Genomic DNA, 26,683 nt, shown 5'->3' on the forward strand with positions numbered 1-26,683 from the left:
CGTCGCGCAAGAAGCTTCCAAATGGCTTTCCGGATGGCATTTACATTGCATGGGCCTTGGGTATACTTAACAATAAGAATTAGTAGTTCTAGAACCATGATCAGGCAAGGCCCGTCCGCGGCGAGTAAAGCGATTTAAGCTTGGCGCCAGCGGGGGCTTCGGTGTCTTCGGCCAAGGCTTGTGCACAGGAAGGCGGTGCAGTCATGAAAGCCATTCAGGCAGTCGGGCGCGCAAGGGGACGGTCCGGATTCGCGCGGGTGTTACTCTCCACGGCCATCCTGTTTCACGGCGGGTGGGCGGTCTTCGGCGCGTCGTACTACGTGAATGACGGCTCGACGAACGGCGACGTCTATTGTTCCGTGGCGGGCAGCGATGCCTTTTCTGGAAACACGCCCGCCGCCCCGAAGTTGACCGTCACCAACCTGCTGGCGACCCGGTCGCTGGCCGCCGGCGACATCGTGTACATCGATACGGGCACCTACTCCAACTACACCGTCACCATCACCAACTCCGGCGCGTCCGGGAATCCGATCATTTTCCAGGGCAGCACGAATTACGCGTACGGCGGCTCGGTGTTCGAGCGAAATCATTCGGGGGCGGACGTTTTCCTGGTCGCCGTCAACTACATCGATCTCCGGCATTTGACGCTGACCAAGGGCCGGAGCGGAGTCCAGTTTGACGGGGCGCCCATCGGGCACCAGGTGCGTTTCGTGCGCGCTCAATACAACTCCCTGTATGGCTTTCACCACTCGGGGTCCGGCGATGCCGTGTATCGCAACTGCGTGGCTTTTTCCAACACGACGGCGGGCATGCGTTCGTTCCTGTCGACCATCTTCTGGGATCGCGGCGTGATGTACGGCCAACCCACCCACTTCCAGCTCGAGACGCAGCAGAGTGCATCCGGCGGCGTCAGCAACAGCATGATGGGCGCCGGGACCGCTTTCTCGCAATTCATCCCGATGGGCGACTACAACATTTTCTGGGGCGGGATTCCCCACGGCGACTACCGTTTTCTGTCGGCCTTGCAGGGGGGGGTGACATCGTACTGGAACTCGACCGTGCGCGATCCGCTGCTGGCCAATCCCGGTGCGGGGGATTTCCATCCCCGCAGCCTGGGCGGGCGGTACGACCCGGGAATCGGCGGATACACGAACGATTCCGCGCATTCCCCGCTGGTTGATTTCGGCGACCCGGCCTCCGCTTACGCTGACGAGCCCGATCCCAACGGCCAGCGTGTGAACGCGGGGGCCTATGGGAACTCGTCTTGGGCCAGCAAGTCGCAGACGAACGCCTGGCTGCTGACCCTGTCCTATCCCGATGCCGGAACCCTCTACCAGACGGGGCGGCTCACGTGGACGTACGGCAACATCCCGACCTCGGAGACCGTCCGCCTCCAGTATTCGCCCGACAACCGGGCCACCTGGGTGAACATCGTGACCAACCTGGCCGTCACCAACCGGACGTACCTCTGGAACGCCTCGTCGGCGACCTCGACGCCGGTGGCCTGGTGGCGCGTGGTCCGCGAGGCGAACACCAACGTCTTCGACGCGTGCCCGACCAATTTCGCCCTCCGGGGCCTGACCCCGGTCATGTACTACGTCAACGACGCGGTGACCAACGGCGATGTCTACACCACCGCGGCGGGGGCGGAGGGTCAGGACGGATTGACCCCGGCCACGCCCAAGAACAGCATCCAGGGCGTTTTAGCTGCGTATCCCGTGTCCGCGGACCACATCATCTACGTGGACACCGGGACCTACACGGGCCAGACGGCGACCGTGTCCTCGTCGTACGGCGGACGGTCCAACCTCGTGATGACGATCCAGGGGAGCACCAACGCCGCGGCGGGCGGCACGGTGCTGGACCGGAGGAGCGCGGCCTCGGATGTGCTGGTATTGCAAGGGGCCAACTGGGTTCGCGTGCGGGACCTGACGGTCGCCGGCGGGCGGTATGGGGTTTGGTTGGTCGGCGCCAGCCGGGCCACGCTGGAGCGCGTGACGGCCCGGGGAAACGTGAACGGGTTCCAGGGCAATTCCGCCAGCGACCACACCTTCCTGCGCTGCGCCGCGGCGCACAATACCGTCGGCGTGAACGGATTCGTGGATCGCATTGCGTGGGACTACGGCGTGTGCTGGAGCAACACGACCGCGTTCTTCCCGTCCACGCCCGCGCAGTGGAGCGTGAGCAACACCGTCATTGTGGGCGGCACGGCCTTCGCCGGCGCCACGCCGCCCGGGGCCGGCGATTACAATATCTTCTGGAACACGGTCCTGCACGCCTCCTATCCCAACCTGGCCCTGATGCAGGACGGGTTGAGCGGCTGGTGGAACTGTACCGTCCGCGACCCGCTGTTCGCCGACCCGGCCCGGACGAACTTTCATCCGCGCAGCGTCACCGGCACGCGGTCCAACGGCGTGTGGGTCGTCTACACCAACCACAGCCCCATGATTGATTTCGGCCCGCCCTCGGCCCCGTACGCGAACGAGCCCTGGCCGAACGGCACCAACGTGAACATCGGGGTGTACGGCAACACGGCGGAAGCGAGCAAGAGCCGGACCAACGCCTGGCTGCTGGCCTTGAGCTACAACGACGGCGGCGTGCTGAACGCCGAGCTGGGCGACCGGGTGTACTGGCGGGCGGGCAACATGGCGGCCGGCGCCACGGTGCGCATCGAGTTGTCCCGGGACGGCGGGACCTCCTGGGAAGTGGTGGAGACCAATGTCTCCGCCGCGACGGGCTACTACGACTGGGCCAGCACGAACTTCGCCTCCAGCCGGCTGTCGCGCTGGCGCGTGGTATACGAGGCCGACACCAACGTCATCAGCGCCACGACGCGGACGAACTTCACCTACCAGTACGGCCGGTACGAGTACTACCTGAACGACCCGTCCCAGGACGGCGATGTGTACTGTTCGGCGCCGGGCAGCGACGCCAACGCGGGGACCTCCGCGGGCGCGCCCAAGCTGACCCTGCAGTCCCTCTTGGCGGCGCATGAAGTTCAGGCCGGGGACATCATCTTCATGGATACGGGGACGTACGTGTTCAACAGCGTGCAGGAGATCGGCGCCCTGTATTCCGGGGTCAGCAACGCGCCCGTGGAGATCCAGGGCAGCACGAACGAGCTGGCGGGGGGGACGGTGATCACGCGGTCCGGGCTGCGGCTCAACAACGCGGCGTGGTACGCTATCCGTGACCTGGTGATCACCAACGTGGGCGCGGGGATTCAACTGGCGGGGTCCACGGGAACCCGGCTGTCCCGCGTGTCCGTGCGCCGGGCGGGCACCGGCTTTGACATCCAAGGCTCGGCGGGCGTGTGGCTGGATCAGTGCGTTGCGGCGAACTGCTCGAGCAACGGGGTGGCCGTAGGCGGGGAGTCCTCCCTGGTCCAGTTCGGGCGCGGCGTGCTCTGGGCCAACCGGTTCGGGGTGCGCGTGACGGCCGGCCGGGTGGTGTTGAGCAACAGCGCCGTGGCGGTCCAGGCGCCCGACGCCTATGCCTACCACGCGGCCACGGCCACTAATATCTGGGGGAATTACAATGCCCTTCATGCCGCAAGCAATGCGGTGATCGGGTATATCGGGACCCTGAACCGCAACCTGGACTCCCTGGCCGACTGGACGGCGGAGAGCGGGCAGGAAAGCCGAAGCCTTGAAGCCGATCCGCGCTTCGCCGATCCGGGCGATGGGGATTTCCATCCGCAGACCAACCAGCGCGACGGCCGATGGATCCCGGGCGTGGGCTGGAATCCGGGTTTCGACACCGTGACCTCGCCGTTGATTGACGCGGGCGATCCGGCGGCGGCGTTCACCAACGAGACCGCCTACAACGGCTTGCGCATCAACATCGGCCTGTACGGGAACACGGCCGAAGCGAGCAAGCGCAGCGCGAGCAACTGGCTGTACGCCGCCAGCCTGCGGGAGGGCGGCTGGGTGCGCGGCACCAGCACGCTGCACTGGGTGGCCGGCGGCGCGGCGACGGGCCATCTGCTGAAGGTCGAATTCTCCGGCAACGGGGGGCGGACCTGGACGACGCTGACCAACGGCGTGCCCGCGGCCACCGAGCTGTTTGCCTGGAACACCCGGGCCTCGGCCGACACGCCCGCCGGGCTCTGGCGGGTGGTCAGCGTCACGGAACCCGCGCTTTCGGACCAGGCGACGAATTTCTTCTCCGTGCGCAACCTGCCCCTGACGATCTACCTGAACGACAGTTCGACCAACGGGGACGTCTACTGCACGGCCCCCGGGAATGCCACCAACTGGGAGGCCTCGGTCTCCGCCCCGATGATCGATCTGGCCTCCGCCCTGGCCCGCTATGACCTGGAGCCGGGCGACCAGGTACGGCTGGACACAGGCACCTATACCAGCCTGGTAGATGCCGTGATCTCGCGAAAGCGTTCCGGCTCGGAAGCCGCGGCCCTGCGCATCCTGGGCAGTACGAACGACGCGGCCGGCGGCAGCCTGCTGGTCCGGGGCGGCTCGGGCTCCTCGCGCATCGCCCTGTCCGCGTTCTACGCGCGGTGGACGGCGGTGTCGAACCTGGCGTTACAGGGCGCCGAGACGGGAGCCCGCATTGAGCAGTCGGCCAACGTCTTCTTCAGCGGGCTCCGCAGTTCGGGACACAGCGGTGCGGGCGTCGAGGTGCGGTACTCCACCAATGTCACGTTCCGCCACTCGGCCTCTCATCACAACACGGGCCTCGGACTGCTCGGCCAGCAAGCCGATGGCCTGCAATGGCATCAGTCGGTTGTCTGGTCCAACACGGCGGGCGGGGTGTACCTCGCGGCCGGCGATGCCGCGATCACCAACAGCGTCATCGAAGCCTCCGGTTCGGGGAAGGTTGTCTACACCCTGGCCTCCAACGCCTTGTTGAAGGCGAACTACAACGACGTCCTGGCGCATGCCGGGGCCACCCTGGGGATCGCGGGCCTGTACACGGCCCGCGACATGGCCCGCTGGCGCGAGATCTCCACCAACGACCTGTTCAGCCTGACCCATCCTCCGCTGTTTGCCGACCCGCTGCTGGGCAATTTCCGGCCCCGGAGCAAGGCGGGCCGCTACAATCCCTCGACGGGCGCCTTCGATATCCTGGACGGCCAGACCTCGCCGCTGCTGGACGCGGGAAATCCCTCATGGGCTTTCAGCCAGGAACCGGTCCCGAACGGCAGCCGGATCAATATCGGGCCGTACGGCCACCACCCGCAGGCGAGCTTGAGTCCGACCAACGGCTGGCTCCTGGTGCTTTCGCTGAACGACGGGGGTAGCATCCGCGGGACGAACGACATTTACTGGCTGGCCGGCGGCGCGACGACGGGGCGCCTGGTGACCATCCAGTACTCGTGGGATGGCGGCATGACCTGGACCAACCTGGCCACCAACGTGTCCGCGGCGGCGGGGGTATGGAATTGGGCCACGGACCTCGTGCCGTCCACGCCGCGCGGGGGATTGCGTTTCGTGGACGAAACCGACACGTCCATTACGGCCTCCAACGCCGTCTTCTTCACGGTCAACAACGCGCCCCTGACGTACTACATCAACGACGCGAGCACCAACGGCGACGTCTACTGCAACGCGCCCGGTTCGTCGGCCCACGACGGCATCAGCCCGGACTATCCCCTGGACAGCTTGAGCACGCTGCTCTCCCGGTACTACTTCAAGGAGGGCGACCGCGTGTTCGTGGACACCGGGACGTATTATCCCCCGAGCACGATCACCATCGGGGCGTCCATCGTGGGCGCGGCCACGAACACGGTGCTCATCCAGGGCAGCACCAACGAGGCCGCCGGCGGCACCGTGATGGATTTTCAGGGCAAGGCCACCGGGATTCGCGTGGAGAACACCGCCGGGATCGAACTGAAGCGCCTGACCGTGCGAAGGGCGGGCTCGGGGATTTTCTTCTACGTGGTGACCAACTGCTTCGCCGAGTGGACCAGGGTGGAGGCGGGGGGGTACGGGTACGAGGTGGAGGCGTCCCGCAACGTGCTGCTGGATCACGCGGTGGCCATGAACGCGACGACCTGTGGCCTGCACAACGTGCGTTCCACGAACACCGTGTGGCAGAACGGCGTGTTGTGGTCCAACCGGGTGGGCGTGCTGCTGGCTTCAAGTCCCCGCGGGAATCTGGACATTCCGCCGCCGCAGAATCGCGTGGTGATGTCGAACAGCATTGCGAGCGTCTGGGGGTCTGCCGCGCGCCTCTACTCCATCCAATCCGGCGCTCTGGCGGCCGATTATAATGGGATCCACCTGGCGGGAGGCGCCTACGTGGCCGAGCGGACCATGCCGATCTTCAATGACCTGTTCGACTCGGTGGAACGCTGGAGGGTTGGAAGCACGCAGGATGTCAACAGCCTGTCCGGCGACCCGGGCTTCTTTGACGCGGGCGCGGGCGATTTCCATCTCAAGAGCGTGGCCGGCCGTTACGATCCGTCGGCCGGCGTGTTCGTGACCGGGGACACGGAGTCGTCGCGCCTGCTGGACGCCGGGTTGGCCACGGCGCCGTACGTGGAGGAGCCCGATCCCAACGGGCGGCGGGTCAACATCGGGTTGTACGCCAACACCGCGTGGGCGAGCAAGACGCCGACCGCCAGCGTGCTGAAGGTGATCAGCCTGAACGACGGCGGCGTGGCCTCCGGGGCGGCGGTTCCCTTGCGCTGGCTCGCCGGGGGCGATGCCACGGGCCATACCGTGAGGCTGGATTTTTCATGGAACTCGGGGACCAACTGGCAGGTCATCGCCACCGGCCTGCCCGCCACGAACGGGATCTACACCTGGAACACGACGGGCTTCACGTCCTCGCTGTTCGGCGTCTGGCGCGTGCAGAGCGAGATTCAGCCGGCCGTGTGGGGCCGCAACGATACCCCGTTCGCCCTGCGCAACACGAACTTCCTGTTCTACGTCAACGACACGAATCCCACGGGCGACGTGTACACCTCGGCGACGGGTTCCTCTACCAATTCGGGCTTGCGCGAGGGACAGCCGAAGCCCTCGGTGCAGTCGATTGTTGACGCGTATGACCTTGAGGCCGGCGACACGGTCTATGTGGACACCGGCGTGTACACGGGGAGCGCGGCCGTGGTGTCGATCGGGCAGGCCGACGGCGGGCGGCGCGACGATCCGCTGCTGCTCGAGGTCCGGGGCAGCACGAACTACGGGGCGGGCGGGACGGTGCTGCAGGTGGCCGGGCAGCCGGCAGGCGTACGCGTGACATCCGCGGCGGGCGTGAAGTTGCAGGACCTGTTCCTGGACGGCGGGGCCCGAACCAACGTGCTGGTCGCGCAGGCCAAGGATGTCCGCCTGGAGCGCGTGATCGCCCGTGGAGGAGCGGTGGGATTCCTGGCGGGCGGGGCGGCAGACACGACGCTGCGGAACTGCGCGGCGTCGGATATGACCTCCGTGGGCCTGTTCAACGGGTCTTCCAGCAACACGCTGTGGACGGGCGGTGTTCTCTGGTCGAACCGCGTTGGGGTGCTCCTGTCAAGCTGGTTGGGCAGCACACTGATCAACAGCCTGGCGGTATCCAACAGCGTCATCGCGGCCTGGGGGCCGTCCAGCTATGCCTACCAAGGCAACGACGCCGCCCTGCGGGCGGACTACAACGACATTGTGCTTCGCGAGGGCGCGCGCGCGGCGCTGCGGCCGACCCTGTGGATCCCGGAGATCGTGGATACCGCGTCGCGATGGGCCTGGCTCACCGGCCTCGACGCGCATAGCCTGTCGCACGAGCCCCTTTTCGCGGACCCGGTCGCCGGGGATTTCCACCCGCGCAGCCAGGGCGGCCGCTTCTCGCGGGCCACGACGAACTACGTCTACAGCGACACCAATACATCCGTGCTTATTGACGCCGGCGGGCCGGGCGACGATTTCTCCGTCGAGCCGGCCCCGAACGGTTTACGGTTGAACATCGGCCTGCACGGGAACAGCGCCGAGGCCAGCCTCACGCCCACCAATGCCCGCCTGACGGTCGTCAGCCTGAACGACGGCGGGCGCGCCCAGGGAACGGCCCAGCCGTTGTACTGGCTCGCCGGCGGGGAGGCGACCGGGCATACCGTGAAGATCTCCTTCTCCTGGAACGGCGGTCAGACCTGGGTCGTGCTGACCAACGGACTGCCGGCCGCCGCCGGCGTGTTTTCCTGGGATACGACGTTGCAGCCCTCGACTATGCTGGGCGTGTGGGAGGTTCGCAGCGAGGCCAACACCAACGTATGGGCGCGTTCGCAAACGGTCTTTGCCCTGCGCAACGCACCGTTCTCCTTCTACGTCAACGACGCCTCGACGAACGGCGACGTGTATGCCGCCGGGCCCGGCCATGCCACTAATTCCGGTCTCTCCGCCGAGGCGCCGCAGCTCTCGCTGCAGACCGTGCTGGACGCCTGGGACCTGGAAGAAGGCGACGTGGTCTACGTGGATACCGGATTCTATACCAGCCGCAATGGGACCGTGATAGGACAGCTCGACGCCGGCAATTATTCCAACAGTATTCCCGTAGTGATTCAGGGAAGCACCAACGAGGCCGCTGGCGGTTCCGTGTTTGTCGGCAACGGGGGCACCAACGGCTTCCACCTCTATGAGACCGACGCCGTATCCCTCCGCCATCTGCTGTTGCGGGGTTATATCACAGGGGTCCGCCTGACCACGGCCCGAAGGTGTTCGACGGAATGGGTGCGCGTGGAGGACGGGACCACGGGGTTCCAGGTGAGCGAGTCTTCCGAAGCCGACTTCCGGCATTGCGTGGCCCGCGGCTTGAGCGGCGCCGGGTTGAGCGTGGCGTCGCCCGGCGTGGATTGGGAGAGCGGGATCCTCTGGTCCAACGCCACGGCCCTGTACGTCGCGTCGGGCAGCGCCTCCATGATGGAGACGGTAGCCGGGGCGTTCGGCAGCAACAGCTACGTGTACTCCTATGATCCCGTGGGCGGGAATGTGAGCGCCGACTACAACGCCCTGTACTTGGGCGATGGGGCGCAGGCCGCCTATCTCTCGGCCTCCCCCCTGCCGGCCATCTACGATTCCGTGTCCCGCTGGACCCGGGCCACCGGCCAGGATCAGGCCACCCTGACCCGCGATCCCCTCTTCGTGGACGCCGGGACGGGCGATTTCCACCTGAAGAGCCAGGCCGGAAGATACAGCGTGGCGCTGACCAACTGGGTCCCGGATGCAGAAAGCTCGCCGCTCCTCGATGCCGGGGACCCGTCGTCGACCTGGACCAACGAGACCGCGCCGAACGGGTTCCGCCGCAACATCGGGCTGTACGGCGATGCCGCCCAGGCCAGCCGCACTCCGACCAACGCCGTCCTGACCGTCATCTCCCTGAATGACGGCGGCCGGGCGGAGGGTGTGATCCCCTTGTTCTGGCTGGCGCGCGGCGTCGCCACGGGTCACACCGTGCGCCTGGACTACTCCGCCGATGCGGGCGCCTCATGGTCCCTGATCGCCAGTAACGTGCCCGCGGCATCCGGCGTATACGTGTGGGACAGCCAGTCCTATACGTCCTCCATTCGCGGCGTGTGGCGGGTCTGGAGCGAACAGGATCTCTCCGCGTGGGACCAGACGGCGGCGCTCTTCGCGCTCCGGAATGAGCGGCTGAACTTCTACGTCAACGATCCGGTGACCAACGGGGATGTCTACACCGCGGCCCGGGGAAGCGCGTTGAACACCGGCACCCTGCCGTCGTCGCCGTTGAACGCGGTCCAGGCGGTGCTGGACATGTGGGATCTGGAGCCCGGTGACACGGTCTTCGTGGATACCGGGGAGTACACGGTGTCGGACGCGATAAGGATCGGCCGGTTGGACGCCTTCGACGGCACGAATCTAGCCCTGCTGGCCCAGGGGATCGAAACCAACTTCGTCGTGTTCCATGGCAGCACCAACGAGGCGGCGAGCGGGTCGGTGTTCACGCGATTCGGCGCCGGGGATCTTTTCTACCTCGATTCGGCGCCGGGGACCTGGTTGCGCCATTTCACTTTGAGGGAGGGCGCCACGGGCCTTTCGGCCTACCGGGCCCATTACGGGAGGGCCGAGTGGGTGTACGCGGAGAACGGCGCCGACGGATTCGAACTGCAGGAAACAGACTATTTCGACATGCGGCACTGCGTTAGCCGGAACAACGCCGGGCGTGGCCTGGCCCTGGCCGACACCCGGGGCGTGGCCTGGCGAAGCGGAGTGCTCTGGTCCAACAACCTCGGCACGTACGTGGATTCGGCGGATATCGGAATCCACGTGATGACGCTGGAGAACAGCGTTATCGGGGTCTTTGGGCAGGACGCCCTCGCCCACGTGTACAAGCAAGGTGTGGTGGTGTCCTCCGACTACAACAACATCTACCTGGCGGAAAACGCGCTGGCCGGCGGGCTTCTCACAGGTGGCGGCCGCACGTCGCGCTATGAATCCGTTCACGCCTGGGGCGCCTTCACGCGGACGGAGCCTCATACCCTGACCGAGGATCCGAAATTCGCCAATGCCGGCCAGGGCGATTTCCACCTTCGCACCACGCGCCCGAGCGGCCGATACGATCCCCTGCTCGGGACCTGGACGAACGACAACGACTTCTCCAAGTTGATCGATTCCGGCAATCCTTCCTCGTCCTATTTCAACGAGCCGATACCGAGCGGGGCCCGGATCAATATCGGCTTGTACGGCAACACCTGGCAAGCCAGCCAGACCCCGACCAATGCCTGGCTGACGCTCATTACACTGAACGACGGCGGGTCCATCCAGGGCACCCAGACCCTGTACTGGGTGGCTGGGGGCGCCGCCGCGGGGCATTCGTTGTACATCGACTACAACCGGTTGAGCGGCCTGAACTACTGGACAAACATTGCCACGAACCTGCTGGGTTCCTCCGGGGCCTACGTGTGGGACCTGGCGCCGTTCGAGAGAACGGCCGCCGGCGAATGGCGCTTGATCAGCGCCCTGGATCCCGATCTCGTGGTAACCTCCCGGGTCCCGTTCACCCTTCGCGACGCCTCGGGTTCGATATGGTACTTTGTAAACGACTCCTCGACGAACGGGAACATCTATACCACGGTGCCGGGGCACGCCAGTCTTCGCGGCACCACGCCGTACTGGCCCAAGGCCTCCATTCAGGACGTGCTCAACACGTATCGTCTTGAGCCGTGGGACATCATTTTCGTGGACACGGGCGAGTACCTGCTGACCGACGACATTGGCATCAACGATCTGGATTCGGGCTCGGGCACCAATCGGGTAACCATCCAGGGCAGCACGAACTGGCTGGCCGGGGGCACGGTTCTGAATCGCCAGATTTCCGGCGGCAACACCGCGGTGATTCGCCTCAAGGCGGCGGCCGGCATCAATCTTCGCGACCTGACCTTGCGGAGCGCGGCGACGGGAATGGAAGCGCTCCAGTCCGAGGATTGCACTTTCCAGAATGTCCGCTTTATCGCCAACGGGTCCAAGGGAATGCGCCTGGAAGAGGCCAGCGGATTCGAATTCAGCGGGTGTACCGTGTGGCAGAACGGCGGCTCCGGCGGCGTGGGCATCGAAAGTGAAAAGTCGGATCTCCTGTGGATCAACGGCGTGATCTGGGGCAATGCCAATGCGGTGGACCTGTCGTCGGCGGGCTCGCACGAGTGGCGCAACAGCGTGTTCCAGGCCAGTGGGTACGGGCGGCGGGTATTCCAGATGGACCCCACGACATCGCCGTCCTCCATGACCGCGAACTACAACAACTACCAGATCGAGGACAGCGCCATCCTGGCGGAAAAGGAAACGCTGGTGGGCGGGAGCGATCTCTACGGCAACCTGACCGAGTGGCAGGCCGCGGGCTTGGACCCCGAGAGCTTGAGCCACGATCCCCTGTTCGCCGATCCTGACAACGGCGACTTCCGGTTGAGAAGCAAGGCGGGTCGTTTCCGCCTGGACGGAACCATCACCAACGACACGGTCACCTCCCCGATGATCGACACCGGGGATCCGGCGTCCGCGTGGACCAACGAACTCGATCCCAACGGCCAGCGGATCAATATCGGCGCGTACGGGAACACCCCGCTGGCCAGCTTGAGCCCGACCAATCCGTGGCTGCTGGCCATCTCGCTGAATGCCGGAGGCATTGTCCGGGGAACCAGCGACTTGGTCTGGGCCTCCGGGAATCTCTCCACCGGGGCCTTGGTCCGGCTGGAATACACCCGGAATAACGGGGTGGAGTGGTTTCTTATTGCCAGCAACGTGGTCAACGGGACGGGGCGATACGCGTGGGATTTGTCCGCCCAGCCGGTGACCGTGCAGGGCGGGTGGCGCGTGATATACCAGGCGGACACCAACGTGGCGGACGCCTGCGACACTCCGTTCATCATCAAGAACGAGGTGTTGAAGATCTACGTGAACGACGCCAGCCTGCTCAATGACGTGTACTGCAAGGCCCCGGGAAGCCCGGCCCACTCCGGCTTGAGCAGCAACTCGCCCTTGAATGATCCGGTCGCCGCCATGTCCACCTATCCCCTGACCGCGGGAGACACGCTGTACATTGACACGGGCGAGTACAACCTCTCGACCAACCTGTTTCTCGGCGAATTGAACCGCGGGTTGGCGTCGATGTCCATCCGCATCCTGGGCAGCACCAACGGAAGCCTGCTGGTTCGCAACAACAACTTCCGCTCGGGCCTGGTCGTGAACGACACGCGCTACATCGAGATCAGCGATCTGAAAATCACGGTTGCCGGGGAGGGGGTGGAGGTGGAGAACGTGGAGCAGATCACCTTCCGCCGGCTGGAGAGTTACAAGAACCGCACGGGCATTGACGCGTCCGGCATGCAGGGCGCGTTTTTCGATCGGTGCCTGGTCTGGAGCAACCGGACCTGGGGATTCATTCTCGAGGGCCAGAGCGACGCCGCGTGGGATCGCAGCGTGTTCTCGGAGAACCGGTCGGGCGCCATACAGGCCAACGTGGGATCCGTGGCGATTTCGAATTCCATCCTGTACGGCGCGGGGACCAGCGTGCTCTACAGCGTCAGCCTTTCCCCGGTCAATGCTGACTTCAACGTGTTGTGGAACGAGGGGGCCGCGGTTCTCGCCCGCGATGCCTATGGGGAGTACGACCATCTCACCCTCCAGAGCTGGCAGCGGACGATGAACGCGGATGCGCACAGCGTTCGCGTCGATCCCCTCCTGGCCGCCGGCGGGATGGGGGATTTCCACTTGCAGAGCCAGGCGGGCCGGTGGTCGCCCACCCTGGCGACGTGGATCAACGACGCCCAGACGTCCTGGGCCATTGATGCCGGTGCCGCCAACGGGCCGTTCGGCAACGAGCTCAATCCGAACGGCGGGCGGATGAACGCCGGGCGGTACGCCAACAGCGGGCAGGCGAGCAAGAGCAATACCAACGCGGCGGACCGGGCCCTCCTGATCGCCAGCCTGGACGACGGCGGCCTGGTGCCCGGGACCAAGGAGTTGTACTGGTTGAGCCGCGGCTTGACGGCGGCCGACCTGGTGACGCTCGAATACTCGCCGGACAACGGGGGCGCGTGGAACACGGTGGTCTCCAACCTGCCGGCGACCCAGGCGGGCTACTACTGGGATGCCACGGAGTTGCCCTCGACGCCCCTCGCGCGGTGGCGCGTGGTGCTCCAGTCCGATACGAACCTGTTCGATGTCAACGCGAAGCCGTTCATTCTCCGCAACGGGCCCATCCCGTTTTACGTGAACGACGCCGATACGAACAACGATGTGTATTGCACGGCGCCGGGCCATCCGACGAATACGGGCCTGTCGGCCTCCACCCCGCTGGATACGCTGCACGCCGTCCTCCAGTATGACCTGGAAGGCGGCGACACCCTCTACGTGGACACGGGGCTGTATCCCGTCACGAACACGATTGAGTTCACGTCGCTTCATTCCGGGGCGGCGACGTCCCGTGTCCGGGTGGTGGGCAGCACGTATGGCGACGGCACCGGCACGGTCTTTCGCGGGCAGTTCGCTCCTTTCGCGGGCGGCGTGGGGATGACCTTCGTCCTGGCCAACTACATTGAGTTGAGCAATTTCGTGCTGGAGAATCTGGATACGTCCATAGAAAGCACGTTGTTCAGCAGCGGCAATCTCTTCCGCAACCTGCAGCTTCGCGGCGGCGGGCAGTACGGCTTCTTCCTGCAGACGGCCGGCACGCGCATCGAGAACTGCGTGGTGACCCGCGGGTCCGGCTCGGTGCTGAACAATGTCCTGGCCGAGACCGTGGTCGAGGGGTGCGTGCTGTGGTCCAACGGGGCGCCCGCCGTGGTGCTGGAAAAAGGCACCCTGATGATCAGCAACTCGGTCCTGTCCGTGGACGGCATTACCAATGTCTGCCTGATGGTCAGTACCGGCTCCGTCATCCTGGCCAACTACAACAACTACTACCTCGCCAACGATGCCTCGCTGGCCGAGTACGAGGACACGGTCTACGAAAAGCTGTTCCAGTGGAACCAGCGTACGCTGCAGGACTTGAACTCGCTGTCGGTGGACCCGCTGTTTGCCGATGCCGCAGGGGATGATTATCACTTGCGCAGCGTGGCGGGGCGCTGGGTGCCGGGCGCAGGCTGGACCAACGACCTCGAGCATTCGCTTCTCATTGACACGGGCGCCCCGGATTCCCCGTATGCGCTGGAGCCGGAGCCCAACGGGAGCCGCCGGAACATCGGGCTGTACGGGAACACCGGCGAGGCGAGCAAGGGCCTGACCAACCAGTGGCTGCTGGCGTTGACCGGGTCCTCCGGCGGCCGCGGCGAAGGTCTGGTGCTGCTGACCTGGGCCGGTCTGGCCGACACCCCCACGAACACGGTCCGACTGGACTACTCCTTCGACAACGGCGGCACCTGGAGCCCCATGGCGAACAACGTCCTGTTGGCCGAGGGCGGCTACTTCTGGAACAGCTTGAGCTGGCCGTTCTCCCCGATCGCGCGCTGGCGAATCGTCCTGGAATCGGACACCAACGTGTGGGATGCCACGGATTCCTCCTTCGCCATCAACGGGCCCTTCAACTTTTACCTCAACGACACCAATCCGGTGGGCGATATCTATACCACGGCGCCCGGCAGCGACACGAACCTCGGGATCTACTTCAGCATCCCGATGGCAACGCTGCGCCACCTGCTGGAGACCTATGACCTGGAGGGCGGCGACATCATCTGGATGGACACGGGGCTCTACTCCCTGACCACGAACGACCTGGTGCAGTGGACGACCGCGGACCAGGGGTTGCGGAGCGCGCCCGTGGAACTCCGCGGGAATACCAACAGCCTGGCGACCGTGATCCATAATGTCAGCGGGGATCCCAACCCGTTCACGGTTGAAGCCCGGTATGTCCGGATGAGGGACCTGGTGTTGCAGCAGAGTCCGTTGCAAGTCAGCGGCGGCGGGGTGCAACTGCTGAACCTGTTCGCGACCAACGGCAACGTCTCCCTGTCCGGCAACGGCCAGACGGCGGAGGTTCTGCGGGTGGAGAACGGAACTGTCTCGGCCGCCGGGTTGTACAACACCCTGACCCGGTTGAGCGTGAAGCAGGGCTCGGTCTCCTTGAGCGGAACGAATGTGTGGCTGCTGAATTCCCTCGTGGCCGGCTCGGCCAATCCCGCCGTGTCCCTGGCCGGCGGCGAAATGAAGGTTCAGAATAACACGCTGGTGGGCACGGGCACGCAGATCCGCAAGACCGGCCTGGGCAACGCGTTTCTCACGAACAACATCGTGGTGGCGGATGGGGTCGATCGATTCTGCATCCAGTGGCTGGAGGGGTTGATCCAGTCCGATTACAACAACCTGGTCGCGCGTAACGGGGCCTGGATCGGCAACCGGATCGGCTGGTGGGAAAAGTTGTTGTACTGGCAGCGGGCGACCGGGTTGGACGCGCACAGCCTGTCCGTCGATCCTCTCTTTGCCGATGAGGCGGGCGGCGACTACCATCTCCAGTCGGCCATGGGGCGGTGGACTCCCTCCGGCTGGACGAACGACGCCGATTACTCGCCCTGCATCGACATGGGCGATCCGTTCACGGCGAGTTGGACCAACGAGCCGATCCCCGCCGGCGACCGGGTGAACCTCGGCGCCTACGGCGGCACCGAGCAGGCCAGCAAGAGCCCCCCGGGGGCCCAGCTCATGGCGCTGACTGTCGGGGACGGCGGGGTGCTCAAGGGCACCAATATCATCCGCTGGACCTCGGTCAACCTGGGGCCTGGAGACCTCGTGCGCCTGGAATATTCCACCAATAACTTTGCTTCGTCGGTGACCATTGCCGCCAGCATCCCCTCGAGCGAGGGCCAGTATAGCTGGGATACCACCTTGGTGCCCTCCAGCTTGTTCGCGTGGTGGCGCGTGGTCCTGGAGACCAACACGGCGGTAGAGGGCCGCACCGAACAGTCGTTCGCCGTCCGCAACACGCCCCTGCCGTTCTACGTGAACGACTCCAATACGCTGAACGACGTGTACACCACCCAGCGGGGATCGGACACCAACAACGGGCTTTCGCCCGCGACGCCCATGGCCTCGCTGGCGACCCTCCTGAACACGTATGACACGGAGGGGGGCGATGTGGTGTACATGGACACCGGGTTCTATACCAACACGTCCAGCCTCCGCGTCATCTGGTCTCGCGGCGGCGAGTCCGCCTACGGGCCCGTGACGATCCAGGGCAGCACCAACTACGCCGCGAAAGGCACCGTGCTGATCAGGTCGGGCGCGCCCTTGACGCCAGGGCTGGATGTCAAGGCGTCGCACATGACGTTCCGCGACCTGACGGTCGCGCGAAATCTCAACGGGATGTTGCTGGAAACAAATGCCGCCATCACGGTCGAGCGTGTCTTGGCGATGTCCAACGCCTATGGTGTCGTGGCGGTCTCCAGCGACGGCCTGACGGTGCGGAACAGCCGGTTCTGGAACAACAACCAGGGCGGATTCTGGTTGGAAGGGGTCAGGACGGCCCGGGTCGAGCATTGCACGCTTGTCAGCGCATCGGGAACGAGCGGGAGCATCCAGGCCACGAATACCGTCGGAGTCACCCTCCAGAACAACATCTTCTATTTCAGTTCCAGCAACGGCGTGGCGCTGTATTTCTCCAACAGCAATGTGTTGAACTCCTCGACGGTGGATTACAACAGCTATTACTTTGGCGCCGAGCCGGGGGCTATCGCGGGCGCGTACTCGAACCTGATGGACTGGCAACTGGCCGTGAACAAGGACTTCCGCAGCGCCATCACCAATCCCCTGTTCGCCAACCTGGGCGAGGGGGATTTCCACCTCCAGTCCGCCGCCGGGCGGTGGGTGGACGGTTCGGGCTGGACGACCGACGCGGAATCCTCGTGGGCCATCGACAAGGCCAACCCGGTGTCGTCGTGGACGAACGAACCGACCCCGAACGGCTTCCGGGCCAACCTCGGGGCGTACGGGGGCACGGTCCATGCCAGCAAGGGCGACGATACGCCGGCCCTGTACGCGCGGACCCTGAACCAAAGCCTCTTCATCGGCGAGTCCAACAGCGTGCAGCCCCTGATCTGGCACGCGCGCAACGTGCCGACCAACACCACCGTGGCCGTGCAGTATTCCGGCGACGGCGGCGCCACGTGGACGACGATCAGCAACAACGTGCCGGCTTACAGGGAGTACATTGTCTGGCCGACCACGCCGTATTACAACACGTACGGAGGATTCTGGCGTGTGGTGGGCATCACCGACACGAACTACTGGGACGTCAACAACGAGCCTTTCCAGATCTTCTTCGGCGAGTTCGCGATAAGCCGGCAATACCGGCAGCCGCCGCTCAACCGGATCATCTGGCGCGGGGCGTGGAACGCGGAGTACCAGGTCCAGTTGGCCACCAACGTGTCCCTGACGACGAATGTGCTCTCGTATATCTACACCAACCTCGTGGGCACCAACGTGGTGGTCGGAACCAACAAGTGGCGCGAGATCGTCATCCACTGGACCAATGCCCCGACGGGAACGGGAACCTACCAGCAGGCCAATTTCATCTCGACCCTTGGCGGCGACCTGACCTACGAGGATCCGGAGTCCAGCAACCGGCGCTACAGGCTGTATCACGTGATCCAGAAATAAGCGGGCGCGGCAGGGGCGCCTTCAGCGGGCGCTCTTCCAACTGTTCTTCCGGCGGTGCAGGCCGGCCAGGTCGAGGGCGCGGGCCAGGCCATAGGCGAGGTAGAGGGCGCAGAGGGGAAGGAAAGGGCGGAAGCGGCCGCCCTTGCGGCAGGTCCAGGCCGCCGGACCGGCGACCAGGATCGGCAGCGGCAGGGCCAGGAGCCAGCCGGCCGGATGCCAGAAGAGTCCGGCCGGAACCGCGAGCGCCAGCAGCAGGAGGGCCGCCGCGAACAGGCGCGCGAAACGCGGCGCATTTCCGCCGGCCGCTTGCCCGCTCCCCGAAATCCGGGCGTAGCTCAAACGATTGGCATGCCAGAGCTGCTGGCGATAGAAATCCTTCAGCGTGGCCGGCTCCCCGTGATGCATCACCCGCAGGGCCGGCACGCCCAGCACCGGGAGGCCCGCCAGGTAGGCCCGGAAGGCGAAGTCGGTGTCCTCGCCCGTGGCCAGCCGCTCGTCGAAGCCGTTGAGCTGATCCGCCGCGCTCCGGGCCAGGTACATGTTGCGTGTCGTGATCAGGCGGAACGCCTCGCGCCGTACCACGGGCCCCCCGGGCGAATCCTCGACGACCCGGTTCTTGTGCTGCCAGTGAAAGTGCCAGGCGGCCTGCACCCACGTCATCGGTTCCGGCGGCTCGACGGGCCAGCCCAGGACGACCCGCGCTTCCTGCTCCAGGAACGGCGCCGCCCGCTCCAGCCAGTCCGCCGCCGGCTCGCAGTCGGCATCCAGGAACGCGACCCAATCGCCCGCGGACTCCTTCAAGGCGCGGTTCCGGCAGGCGGGGATGCTGGCCCCGGGCGCCTCGATCACGCGGTCGAATCCCAACGCCCGCGCGGCCTCCACGGTCCCATCCCGGCTGCCCCCGTCCACCACCACGGTCTCGATGTCCATGCCCGGGGGCCTTCGCAGCCGGGCGATGGCGGCGTGGAGCCGCGGCAGGTTCCGCGCCTCGTTGAAGGCCACGATGAGAATGGAAAGCCGCCGGCCCATGTCCCGGATGTATAACGGTTACGGGTGGACTCTGCACGCGGAAAAGGCAGAATGGCGGGCATGAAACACGTCGGCATGGTGTTGGCGGCGGGCGCGTCGTCCCGGATGGGCCGGCCGAAAGCCCTGCTCCCGGCGGACGGCGGGAAACCGCTCGCCGCCGTCCAGGCCGCCCTGCTGCGCGCCGGCGGCTGCGGCCGCGTGGTCATTGTGCTGGGCTCGGAATTCGACCGGATCGCCCCGGCGCTGGCGGGCGAGGAGGTGGTCCGGAATCCGGACTGGGAGCAGGGCCGCTTCACCTCCGTCCAGGCCGGGCTCCGCGCGCTGGATGATTTCGACGGTTGCGTCATCCTGCCCGTGGATGCCGTGGGGCTGCGCGCCGAAACCGTCCGCGCCGTCCTGGCGTGCGCGAGCGACGGGGCCGCGCACGCCGTCCGCCCGACCTGGCGCGGGCAGGACGGCAAGCTGCTGTGGGTCTCCCGCGCGCTGGCGGACGAAATGCAGCGCGCTCCGCCGGGCGACCGGCGGCTTGACGACCTGGTGCGGCAGCGCGCGGAGCGAATCCCTGTGGAAGATCCGAGGCTGTTGCGCAATGTGAACACGCCGGAGGACTTGTAGCCGCGGTCGCCGACCGCGGCCACAGGACCCGCGGCCACGGGATCGATTGACACCGAACGCAATAGGAGTACGTTGTACGCCTGTTTGCGGCAGAAAATAGAAGGAGAGGAACATGGGCATGATCAAGGAGTTCAAGGAATTCGCGGTCAAGGGCAACATGATCGACATGGCCGTCGGCATCATCATCGGCGGGGCGTTCGGCAAGATCGTCTCCTCGCTGGTCAGCGACGTGCTGATGCCTCCGCTGGGCATGCTGATGGGCGGGGTGGACTTTTCCGACAAGGTGATCACCTTGAAAGAGGCCGTCGGCGAGGCCCCGGCCGTCCAGCTCAAGTACGGCTTGTTCATCAACACGGCGATCGATTTCGTCATCGTGGCCCTCGCGGTCTTCATGATGGTCAAGGCGATCAACAAGCTCAAGAAGAAGGAAGAGGCCAAGCCGGCCCCGGCGCCCGTGATCTCGGACGAGGTGAAGCTGCTCACGGAAATCCGCGACGCGCTGAAAAGCCGTTGAGCGGGCCGCTGTCCGTGAACGCTCTTGATCGAACCCGGTGGCTGGCCAATGCCACGGTGTTCGTGTCCGGCGCGAGCATCATGATCGTGGAACTGCTGGCCGGGCGCGTGATCTCGCGGCACGTGGGGCAGTCGCTCTACACCTGGACCGCGATCATCGGGGTCGTGTTGGCCGGCATCTCGGCGGGCAACTATGCGGGAGGGTTGCTGGCGGACCGTCGGGCGCCCCGCCGGACGCTCGCCCTCCTGTTCCTGCTGGCCGCCGCGGGCTGCTTCGCGGTGCGCGGGCTGAACGAGGTCGCCGGCGGCTTGTCCGTGCTCCGCGACCGGGCCTGGCCGGCGCGCATCGTCCTGCACGTGCTGATCACGTTCCTGCTGCCCGCCCTGCTGCTGGGGACGATCGGGCCGGTGGCCGCCCGCGTGGCGGTCGGGGCCGACGGGCGGACCGGCCGCGCCGTCGGCGATGTCTATGCCTGGGGCAGCGTCGGGGCCATCGCGGGCACGTTCCTCGCGGGCTTCGTGCTGATCCCGGCGTTCGGCGTCGCGGCCATCGTCGGGGGGGTCTCCGGGCTGCTGGCGTTTACGGGATTGCTGTACGCCCTCGTCGCGCTACACTGATTCTCCGTGAAGGTCACGGTCATCGGGGATGGGGGATGGGGCACGGCCCTGGCGCTGGTCCTGGCCGGGAACGGGCACGCGGTCACGGTCTGGGGCCCCTTTCCTGAATACATCCGCGCGATCCGCGATCGCGCGGAGAATCCCGCCTTCCTGCCGGGCGTGCCCCTGCCGCCCGCGATCCGGTGGACGGCCGCGATGGACGAGGCCGCGGCGGACGCGGAGGCGGTGGTGCTGGCGACGCCGTCGCGTTATTTCCGTGCCACCGTCTCGTCGCTGGCGCCCTTCCTGCCGGCGCCCCGCCCGCCGATCGTAAGCGTCACGAAGGGCCTGGACGAACGGACGCTCCGGCGCATGACCGAGGTGACCGGCGAACTCCTCGGCGAAACGTCCGTGGCGGCGCTTTCCGGCCCCAGCCTGGCCGCCGAGGTCGCGCGCGGCGTCCCCGCGGCCGTGACCCTGGCGTGCGCCGACACGGACCGGGCCGCCGCCCTGCAGCAACTGTTCAACGGGCCGCGGTTCCGCGTCTACACGTCGGACGACGTGATCGGCGTGGAACTCGGCGGCGCGCTGAAGAACGTCATCGCCATCGCGGCGGGCGTGTGCGACGGGATCGGGTTCGGCGACAACGCCAAGGCGGCGCTGATCACCCGCGGCCTGGCGGAGATCGCGCGCCTGGGCGTCGCGATGGGGGCGCACCCGCAGACCTTCGCGGGCTTGAGCGGGCTGGGCGATCTGGTCGTGACCTGCGCCAGCCGGTTGAGCCGCAACCGCGGCGTGGGCGAGCGGTTGGGCCGCGGCGAATCCATGGAGGCCATCCTGCAGGGCATGCAGCAGGTGGCCGAGGGCGTCTGGACCTGTGGCGCGGCCCGGGACCTCGCCCGGACGAAGAACGTGGAAGTGCCTATCACGGAAGAGGTTTGCGCGGTCGTCCACGGAGGCAAGAGTCCCCGTCGGGCCGTCGAGGACCTCATGAGCCGCGATCCCCGGCCGGAGCGCGAGTAGAAAAACGCGCGATCGCGCTGCTTTTTCTCTTGCCTGCCGGAACGGTTAAGCCTATTTTGCGCAGACATTTCAGTCCGGAGTAATCCTTGTCAGAAGCCAGTCCAAAAAGGAGAAGTGCAATGAACCGGGTTAATCGTTTTAACATCTTGGCGGTGTGCCTGCTTGGCATGCTGTGTGGTTTCTGTGCGCCCGCGCGGGCGGCGGTGGTTGCGGATGACACCGGCGACAACTACGGGGCCGGCTGGACCGATGGCTCCAACGGCGGAACCGGGTTCGGGGCGTGGGCGCTCTCGACCAGCGGCAACGCCGCGTACGGCCTCGGGAATCCGGCGGACTCGGGCATCACCGGCATGGCGACCAATTCCTTCCGCATGAGCGGCACCAACGGCTACGTGGATGCGAACCGGGCCTTTGCCGCTCCGCTCAACATCGGCGACACCTTCAGCCTGCAGTGGGGCAACAACTGGGACACGGGCAGCACGAATAGCGCGAACAAGGGGATCAACCTCTACGCGGGCGGCTACAACGGCACGCAGTTGATCAACATCAACATGCCCAACAACGAAGACATCAGCATCAATGGCTCGCCCATGTTTGTAAACTACGGCACGGCGGCCATCACGGTCTACTTCCAGTACGTGGCCGCGGCGACGCTGCGGGTCTACGGCGTCGGCCGCGACGGGGTGGAGACGTACGACCAGAACTTCACGATCGGCGGCGCGCCGGACGCGTTCCGTCTCTACGCCGGCAACATGGACCCCGAAGTGGAGCGGTATCCGTACGCCAACAATTTCCACATTGAAGCCAGCGACGCGCCGATCATGACGCTCGTCGGCCGCACGGCCATGCCGGCGAATTTCACCAACGCGCTCACGGTCACGCGCAACGGCTCGACGGCGGTCGCGCTGGACGTCAGGGCGTGGAGCGGCGACGAAGCCGTGGCCGCGGTGGACACCAACGTGACGATCGAGATCGGCAGCAACTCGGCGCCCGTCGAGCTCGTCGGCGTGGACACGGGCACGGCGCTGATCCAGGCCACGGCGGCCGGATTCCCGACGGCCGCGCTCTCCGTGGCGGTCTTCGACGTGGCCTACGACGATTCCTCCTACTATCCCTCGGGCGGCTGGAGCAACGGCGCGAACCAGGGCAGCGGCTTCGCGGCCTGGATCCTCACCAACAACAACGGCGAGGGCGTGGGGTTCACCAACTACGCCGGCAGCTTCATCGGCAATTCCACCGCCGACGGCGGCGGCAACGTCAACGCCCAGCCCACGGGCGACGCGTTCGGTCTCTACGCCAACCAGGTTGGGACGGGCGGGGATCCCCTGTCGCAGGCCATCCGGCCTTTCTCGGCGGAACTGGCGGCGGGCCACACGCTCTCCGTGGACCTGGGCGTCAACTTCCGCGACGGCGCCAAGGGCGTCATGATCCAGAGCGGCGACACGTGGCTGTTCGAGGTCGCGGTCGTCGGCGACGATTACGTCTACCAGAACCACGGCGGCGGCGGCGCGCAGACCAGCCTGGGCTGGACCTACGAGGCGAACACCTCGATCCGCGTGGAGGTGGCGCGCAAGACGTCGTTCCTGTACGACGTCAGCATCATCCGCGGCGGGACGCAGGCCGCGACGAACAAGCTCACCGGCGTGAACCTCGGCGGCGCGCCGGACCGCGTCCGGTTCTACAACTTCAACACCGCGGGCGGCGGCGGCAACAACCTGTTCTTCAACCGGTTGGCGATCTGGAGCGGCGCGGAGACCCCGGTCCTGTCCCTCGCGGGGCAGGAGGGCATGGTGGTGAACCATACCAACAAGCTCACGGTCAGCCGCACGGGCTCGACCGACCTGGAAGTGGAGGTGACCCTGGTCAGCGACAACACGGGCGCGGTGACCGTGGAGACGCCGGTGACGCTCGGGACCGGCGAGACGACCGCGACGGCGGACGTGGTCGGCGCGGGCCGCGGCCAGGCGACCATCACCGCCTCCGCCACCGGCTTCACGGACGTGACGGCGGATATCGAAGTCTACGACCTGGCCTACGATTCCTCGTCCTACTACGGGCCGGGGACGTTTACCAATGACGCCAACGGCGGCGCCGGGCTCAATGCGTGGGTCATCAGCCACAACGACGGCCCGCACGACGGCTATACCAATTTCGCCGGCGCCTTCCTCGGCGACTCCACCGCCTCCGGCGGCGGCGACGTCAACTCGGTCTCCAATAACGCCTTCGGTCTCTATGCCAACCAGGCCGGCGAAGACACGGGGACCAACGAGCCGATGGTGGAGGCCACCCGCGGGTTCACGGCGCTCGCCATGGGCCAGAGCCTGACCGTGGACCTGGGTGTGAACTTCCGCAACGGGGCGAAGGGCATGATGCTCCAGAGCGACGGCACCTGGCTGTTCGAGGTGGTCGTCACCGCGGACCAGTACGCGTGGCAGAATCACGCGCTCGGTGGGACCTTGCAGGACCTGGGCTGGGTTTATGCGGCGGATTCGGCCATCAACGTCACGGTCACGCGCGTCGGGCAGGACAAGTATGACATCGCCCTGACCCGCACGGGTTCGGCGCCCGAATACATGCTGCTGGAGGGCGTGAGCTTCAACCACCAGGTGCCGGACCGGGCCCGGTTCTACGCCTGGAACACCGAGCAGGGCGGCGAGAACAACCTCTACGTCAACCGCCTGGGCATCAATGAGTTCGAAACGCTCGAGATGGAGGGCGTGATCAATATCGACGTCGGAGGGACGACGACGATCTTCATTCAGCGCAGCGATACGACCGGTCCGCTGACCGTGGACCTGGTCAGCGCCGCGCCCAGCGTGGTCACCGTGCCCGCGACGGTGACGTTCGCGGACGGCCAGGCCGTCACCAGCTTCGTGGCCAACGGCGTCTCGGAGAGCCTGACCACGATCCATGCCGACGCCGACGGCTACGTCGGCGCGCCGCTGCTGGTCAACGTGTTCGACTTCCCGGCCGAGTTTGACGACGCCGGCAACTACATCCCGGGGCTCATCGTGCCGACGACCTTCACGAACACGTCCAACGGCGGCGCGGGCTTCGGCGCGTGGCAGTTCTCCGCCCTGACGGCCGGCGCGGTCATCCAACTCGCGGATTCGAGAACGGCCACCGCCTGGATGAATTCGTTCAACGACCGGTCCTTCGGCTTCCTCGGCGGGTCGGATTCGAACTACGCCTCGGCCTACCGCGACTTGAACACGGCGCTGGCGGAGGGCGACAAGTTCGAGTGCCTGCTGGGCATGAACTGGAGCGGCGGCAACCGCGGCGCCGACCTGCAGGACGCGTCCGGCAACAAGCTGTTCAACTTCGACCTGTCCTACGAGAACATCAGCGCCGTCAGTTTCGGCCTGGATGCCCCCGTGGACCTGGGCTGGCCCTACAACGCCACCTCGGTCGTGCAGGTCGTGGCCGAGCAGCTGGCCGGCAACCAGTTGAGCGTCACGCTGACCCGCAATGACGGCCTGACCACCAACGTCGTGTCCACGGGCCTGGCCGCGCCCGTGGGCCGCGTCAACTTCTACAACGGCGGGCACGACGGCGGAAGCCCGAACTTCGCCCTCTTCGCCAACGATCTGCTCATCACCCGCGGCGGCGGGACGACGGACGGCATCCCGAACGCGTGGTGGGACAAGTACGGCGTCGCCGCCTCCAACCGCATCGCGGCGTTCGACATCGACGTGGACGGCTCTCCGAACGACGACGAGTTCGCCGGGGACACCGATCCGACCGACGCCACCCGTTCGTTCCGGAACGAGATTCTTAATCTCGCGGGCAAAACGGTCATGGCGGTCCAGGTCGGCCCGAACACCACCAACAGCCGCACCTATGACGTGTGGTGGAGCACGAACCTGATGGCCGCCCCGCAGGAGTGGACGCCCTACAACCTGAACGCGCCCGCGGCGATCGACGGCGGGGCGCTGGACCTGCTGATCACCAACGACACGCCGCGGAAGTTCTTCCGGTCGAGCGTCAACATCCCGTAAGCGATCGGGAGACGGAGCAAAGCGCCCCGGCCGGCCGGGGCGCTTTTTCTTTCCCGCCGCGCTTCGCCTGAAATAGAGTGCGGTGGCAAGGCCGCGGCGGGCCGCGACACCGCCTGGATGGATAGCCCGCGCTGACGAGGGGCCGCCCACTCCCGATTCGCGATTCGCTATCGGCCGGGCGCTCCCGTATACTGCCCGCATGAATTGGCTCCATTGCGCGGCCTTCGCCCTGGCCGGGTACCTGCTGGGCGCCGTGCCGTTCGCCTTTCTCTTTGCCCGCCTCAACGGCGTGGACATCCGGAAGGTCGGGAGCGGGAACGTCGGCGCGACCAACGTGTTCCGGGCCGTGGGCAAGGGGTGGGGGATTGCCACGTTCGCGGCGGACGCGCTCAAGGGCTTCGTGCCGGCGTGGCTGTTCCCGCTCCTGGCCCGGCGATGGGGCGTGGAGTGCGGCCCGGGGCTGGGACTGCTCGGCGGCTGCGCGGCGATCGCTGGGCATAGCTGGCCGGTGTTCCTCAAGTTCAAGGGCGGCAAGGGCGTGGCGACCAGCGCGGGGATGCTGCTGGGCGTGGCGCCCGCCGCGGTCGGGATCGGGCTCCTGGCCTGGATCGCGGTCTTCGCGGCCGCCCGGTTCGTTTCCGTGGCCTCGATTGCCGCGGCCGTCGCGGTGCCGGCGGCGGCCTGGTTCCTGTACGGCCGGGCCGGGTGGCTTCTTCCGGCCGTGCTGACCGCGCTGGGCCTGCTCGTGATCTGGCGGCATCGCTCGAACATCGCCCGCCTGCGGCGCGGCGAGGAACACCGCTGGGGCCGGCCCCGCGCGGCCGCGCCGTGACGACACCCCCTTTGCGCTTTTCCCGGCGGGACGATCCTTCTATGCTCGGG

The 26,683-nt window shown here is 66.4% G+C and carries 8 protein-coding genes; 7 read left to right on the plus strand and 1 reads right to left on the minus strand.

Annotated elements, in window-relative coordinates:
* Nucleotides 1-203: 203 nt before the first annotated feature.
* Entirely contained in the window at nt 204-18,026 is a 17,823-nt protein-coding gene (locus KA248_01545) for a right-handed parallel beta-helix repeat-containing protein (protein ID MBP7828581.1), read from the plus strand.
* A gap of 21 nt (nt 18,027-18,047) precedes the next feature.
* Here the strand turns inward: KA248_01545 and KA248_01550 are convergent, their stop codons facing one another.
* Nucleotides 18,048-19,055 carry a glycosyltransferase gene (locus tag KA248_01550; protein MBP7828582.1) on the minus strand — a complete coding sequence of 336 codons (1,008 nt, stop codon included), beginning with the start codon at nt 19,053-19,055 and terminating at the stop codon, nt 18,048-18,050.
* 51 nt (nt 19,056-19,106) lie between these two features.
* On the opposite strand from KA248_01550, the gene KA248_01555 reads away from it, so the two are divergent.
* The 6 genes from KA248_01555 (at nt 19,107) to plsY (ending at nt 26,633) form a co-directional block, all read left to right on the plus strand.
* Nucleotides 19,107-19,670 carry a nucleotidyltransferase family protein gene (locus tag KA248_01555; GenBank protein ID MBP7828583.1) on the plus strand — a complete coding sequence of 188 codons (564 nt, stop codon included), beginning with the start codon at nt 19,107-19,109 and terminating at the stop codon, nt 19,668-19,670.
* 118 nt (nt 19,671-19,788) lie between these two features.
* The gene (gene mscL / locus KA248_01560) at nt 19,789-20,184 is read left to right on the plus strand and encodes a large-conductance mechanosensitive channel protein MscL (protein MBP7828584.1); all 396 of its coding nucleotides are present in this window, start codon (nt 19,789-19,791) and stop codon (nt 20,182-20,184) included.
* 14 nt (nt 20,185-20,198) lie between these two features.
* Entirely contained in the window at nt 20,199-20,801 is a 603-nt protein-coding gene (locus tag KA248_01565) for a fused MFS/spermidine synthase (GenBank protein ID MBP7828585.1), read from the plus strand.
* 6 nt (nt 20,802-20,807) lie between these two features.
* Entirely contained in the window at nt 20,808-21,803 is a 996-nt protein-coding gene (locus KA248_01570; protein ID MBP7828586.1) for an NAD(P)-dependent glycerol-3-phosphate dehydrogenase, read from the plus strand.
* Nucleotides 21,804-21,922: 119 nt separating this feature from the next.
* Entirely contained in the window at nt 21,923-25,801 is a 3,879-nt protein-coding gene (locus KA248_01575; GenBank protein MBP7828587.1) for a hypothetical protein, read from the plus strand.
* Nucleotides 25,802-26,000: 199 nt separating this feature from the next.
* A complete protein-coding gene (gene plsY, locus KA248_01580; protein MBP7828588.1) occupies nt 26,001-26,633 on the plus strand; it encodes a glycerol-3-phosphate 1-O-acyltransferase PlsY in 633 nt (210 codons plus the stop codon).
* The last annotated feature ends 50 nt before the right edge of the window (nt 26,634-26,683 follow it).

Source organism: Kiritimatiellia bacterium, assembly GCA_018001225.1.
In the GTDB taxonomy this organism is placed as follows: domain Bacteria; phylum Verrucomicrobiota; class Kiritimatiellia; order CAIQIC01; family JAGNIJ01; genus JAGNIJ01.

Bases quoted from the DNA above. Each gene is read 5' to 3' on its own strand.
- KA248_01545 (MBP7828581.1), top strand. From the start codon at position 204: ATGAAAGCCATTCAGGCAGTCGGGCGCGCAAGGGGACGGTCCGGATTC.
- KA248_01550 (MBP7828582.1), bottom strand. From the start codon at position 19,055: ATGGGCCGGCGGCTTTCCATTCTCATCGTGGCCTTCAACGAGGCGCGG.
- KA248_01555 (MBP7828583.1), top strand. From the start codon at position 19,107: ATGGCGGGCATGAAACACGTCGGCATGGTGTTGGCGGCGGGCGCGTCG.
- mscL (MBP7828584.1), top strand. From the start codon at position 19,789: ATGATCAAGGAGTTCAAGGAATTCGCGGTCAAGGGCAACATGATCGAC.
- KA248_01575 (MBP7828587.1), top strand. From the start codon at position 21,923: ATGAACCGGGTTAATCGTTTTAACATCTTGGCGGTGTGCCTGCTTGGC.
- plsY (MBP7828588.1), top strand. From the start codon at position 26,001: ATGAATTGGCTCCATTGCGCGGCCTTCGCCCTGGCCGGGTACCTGCTG.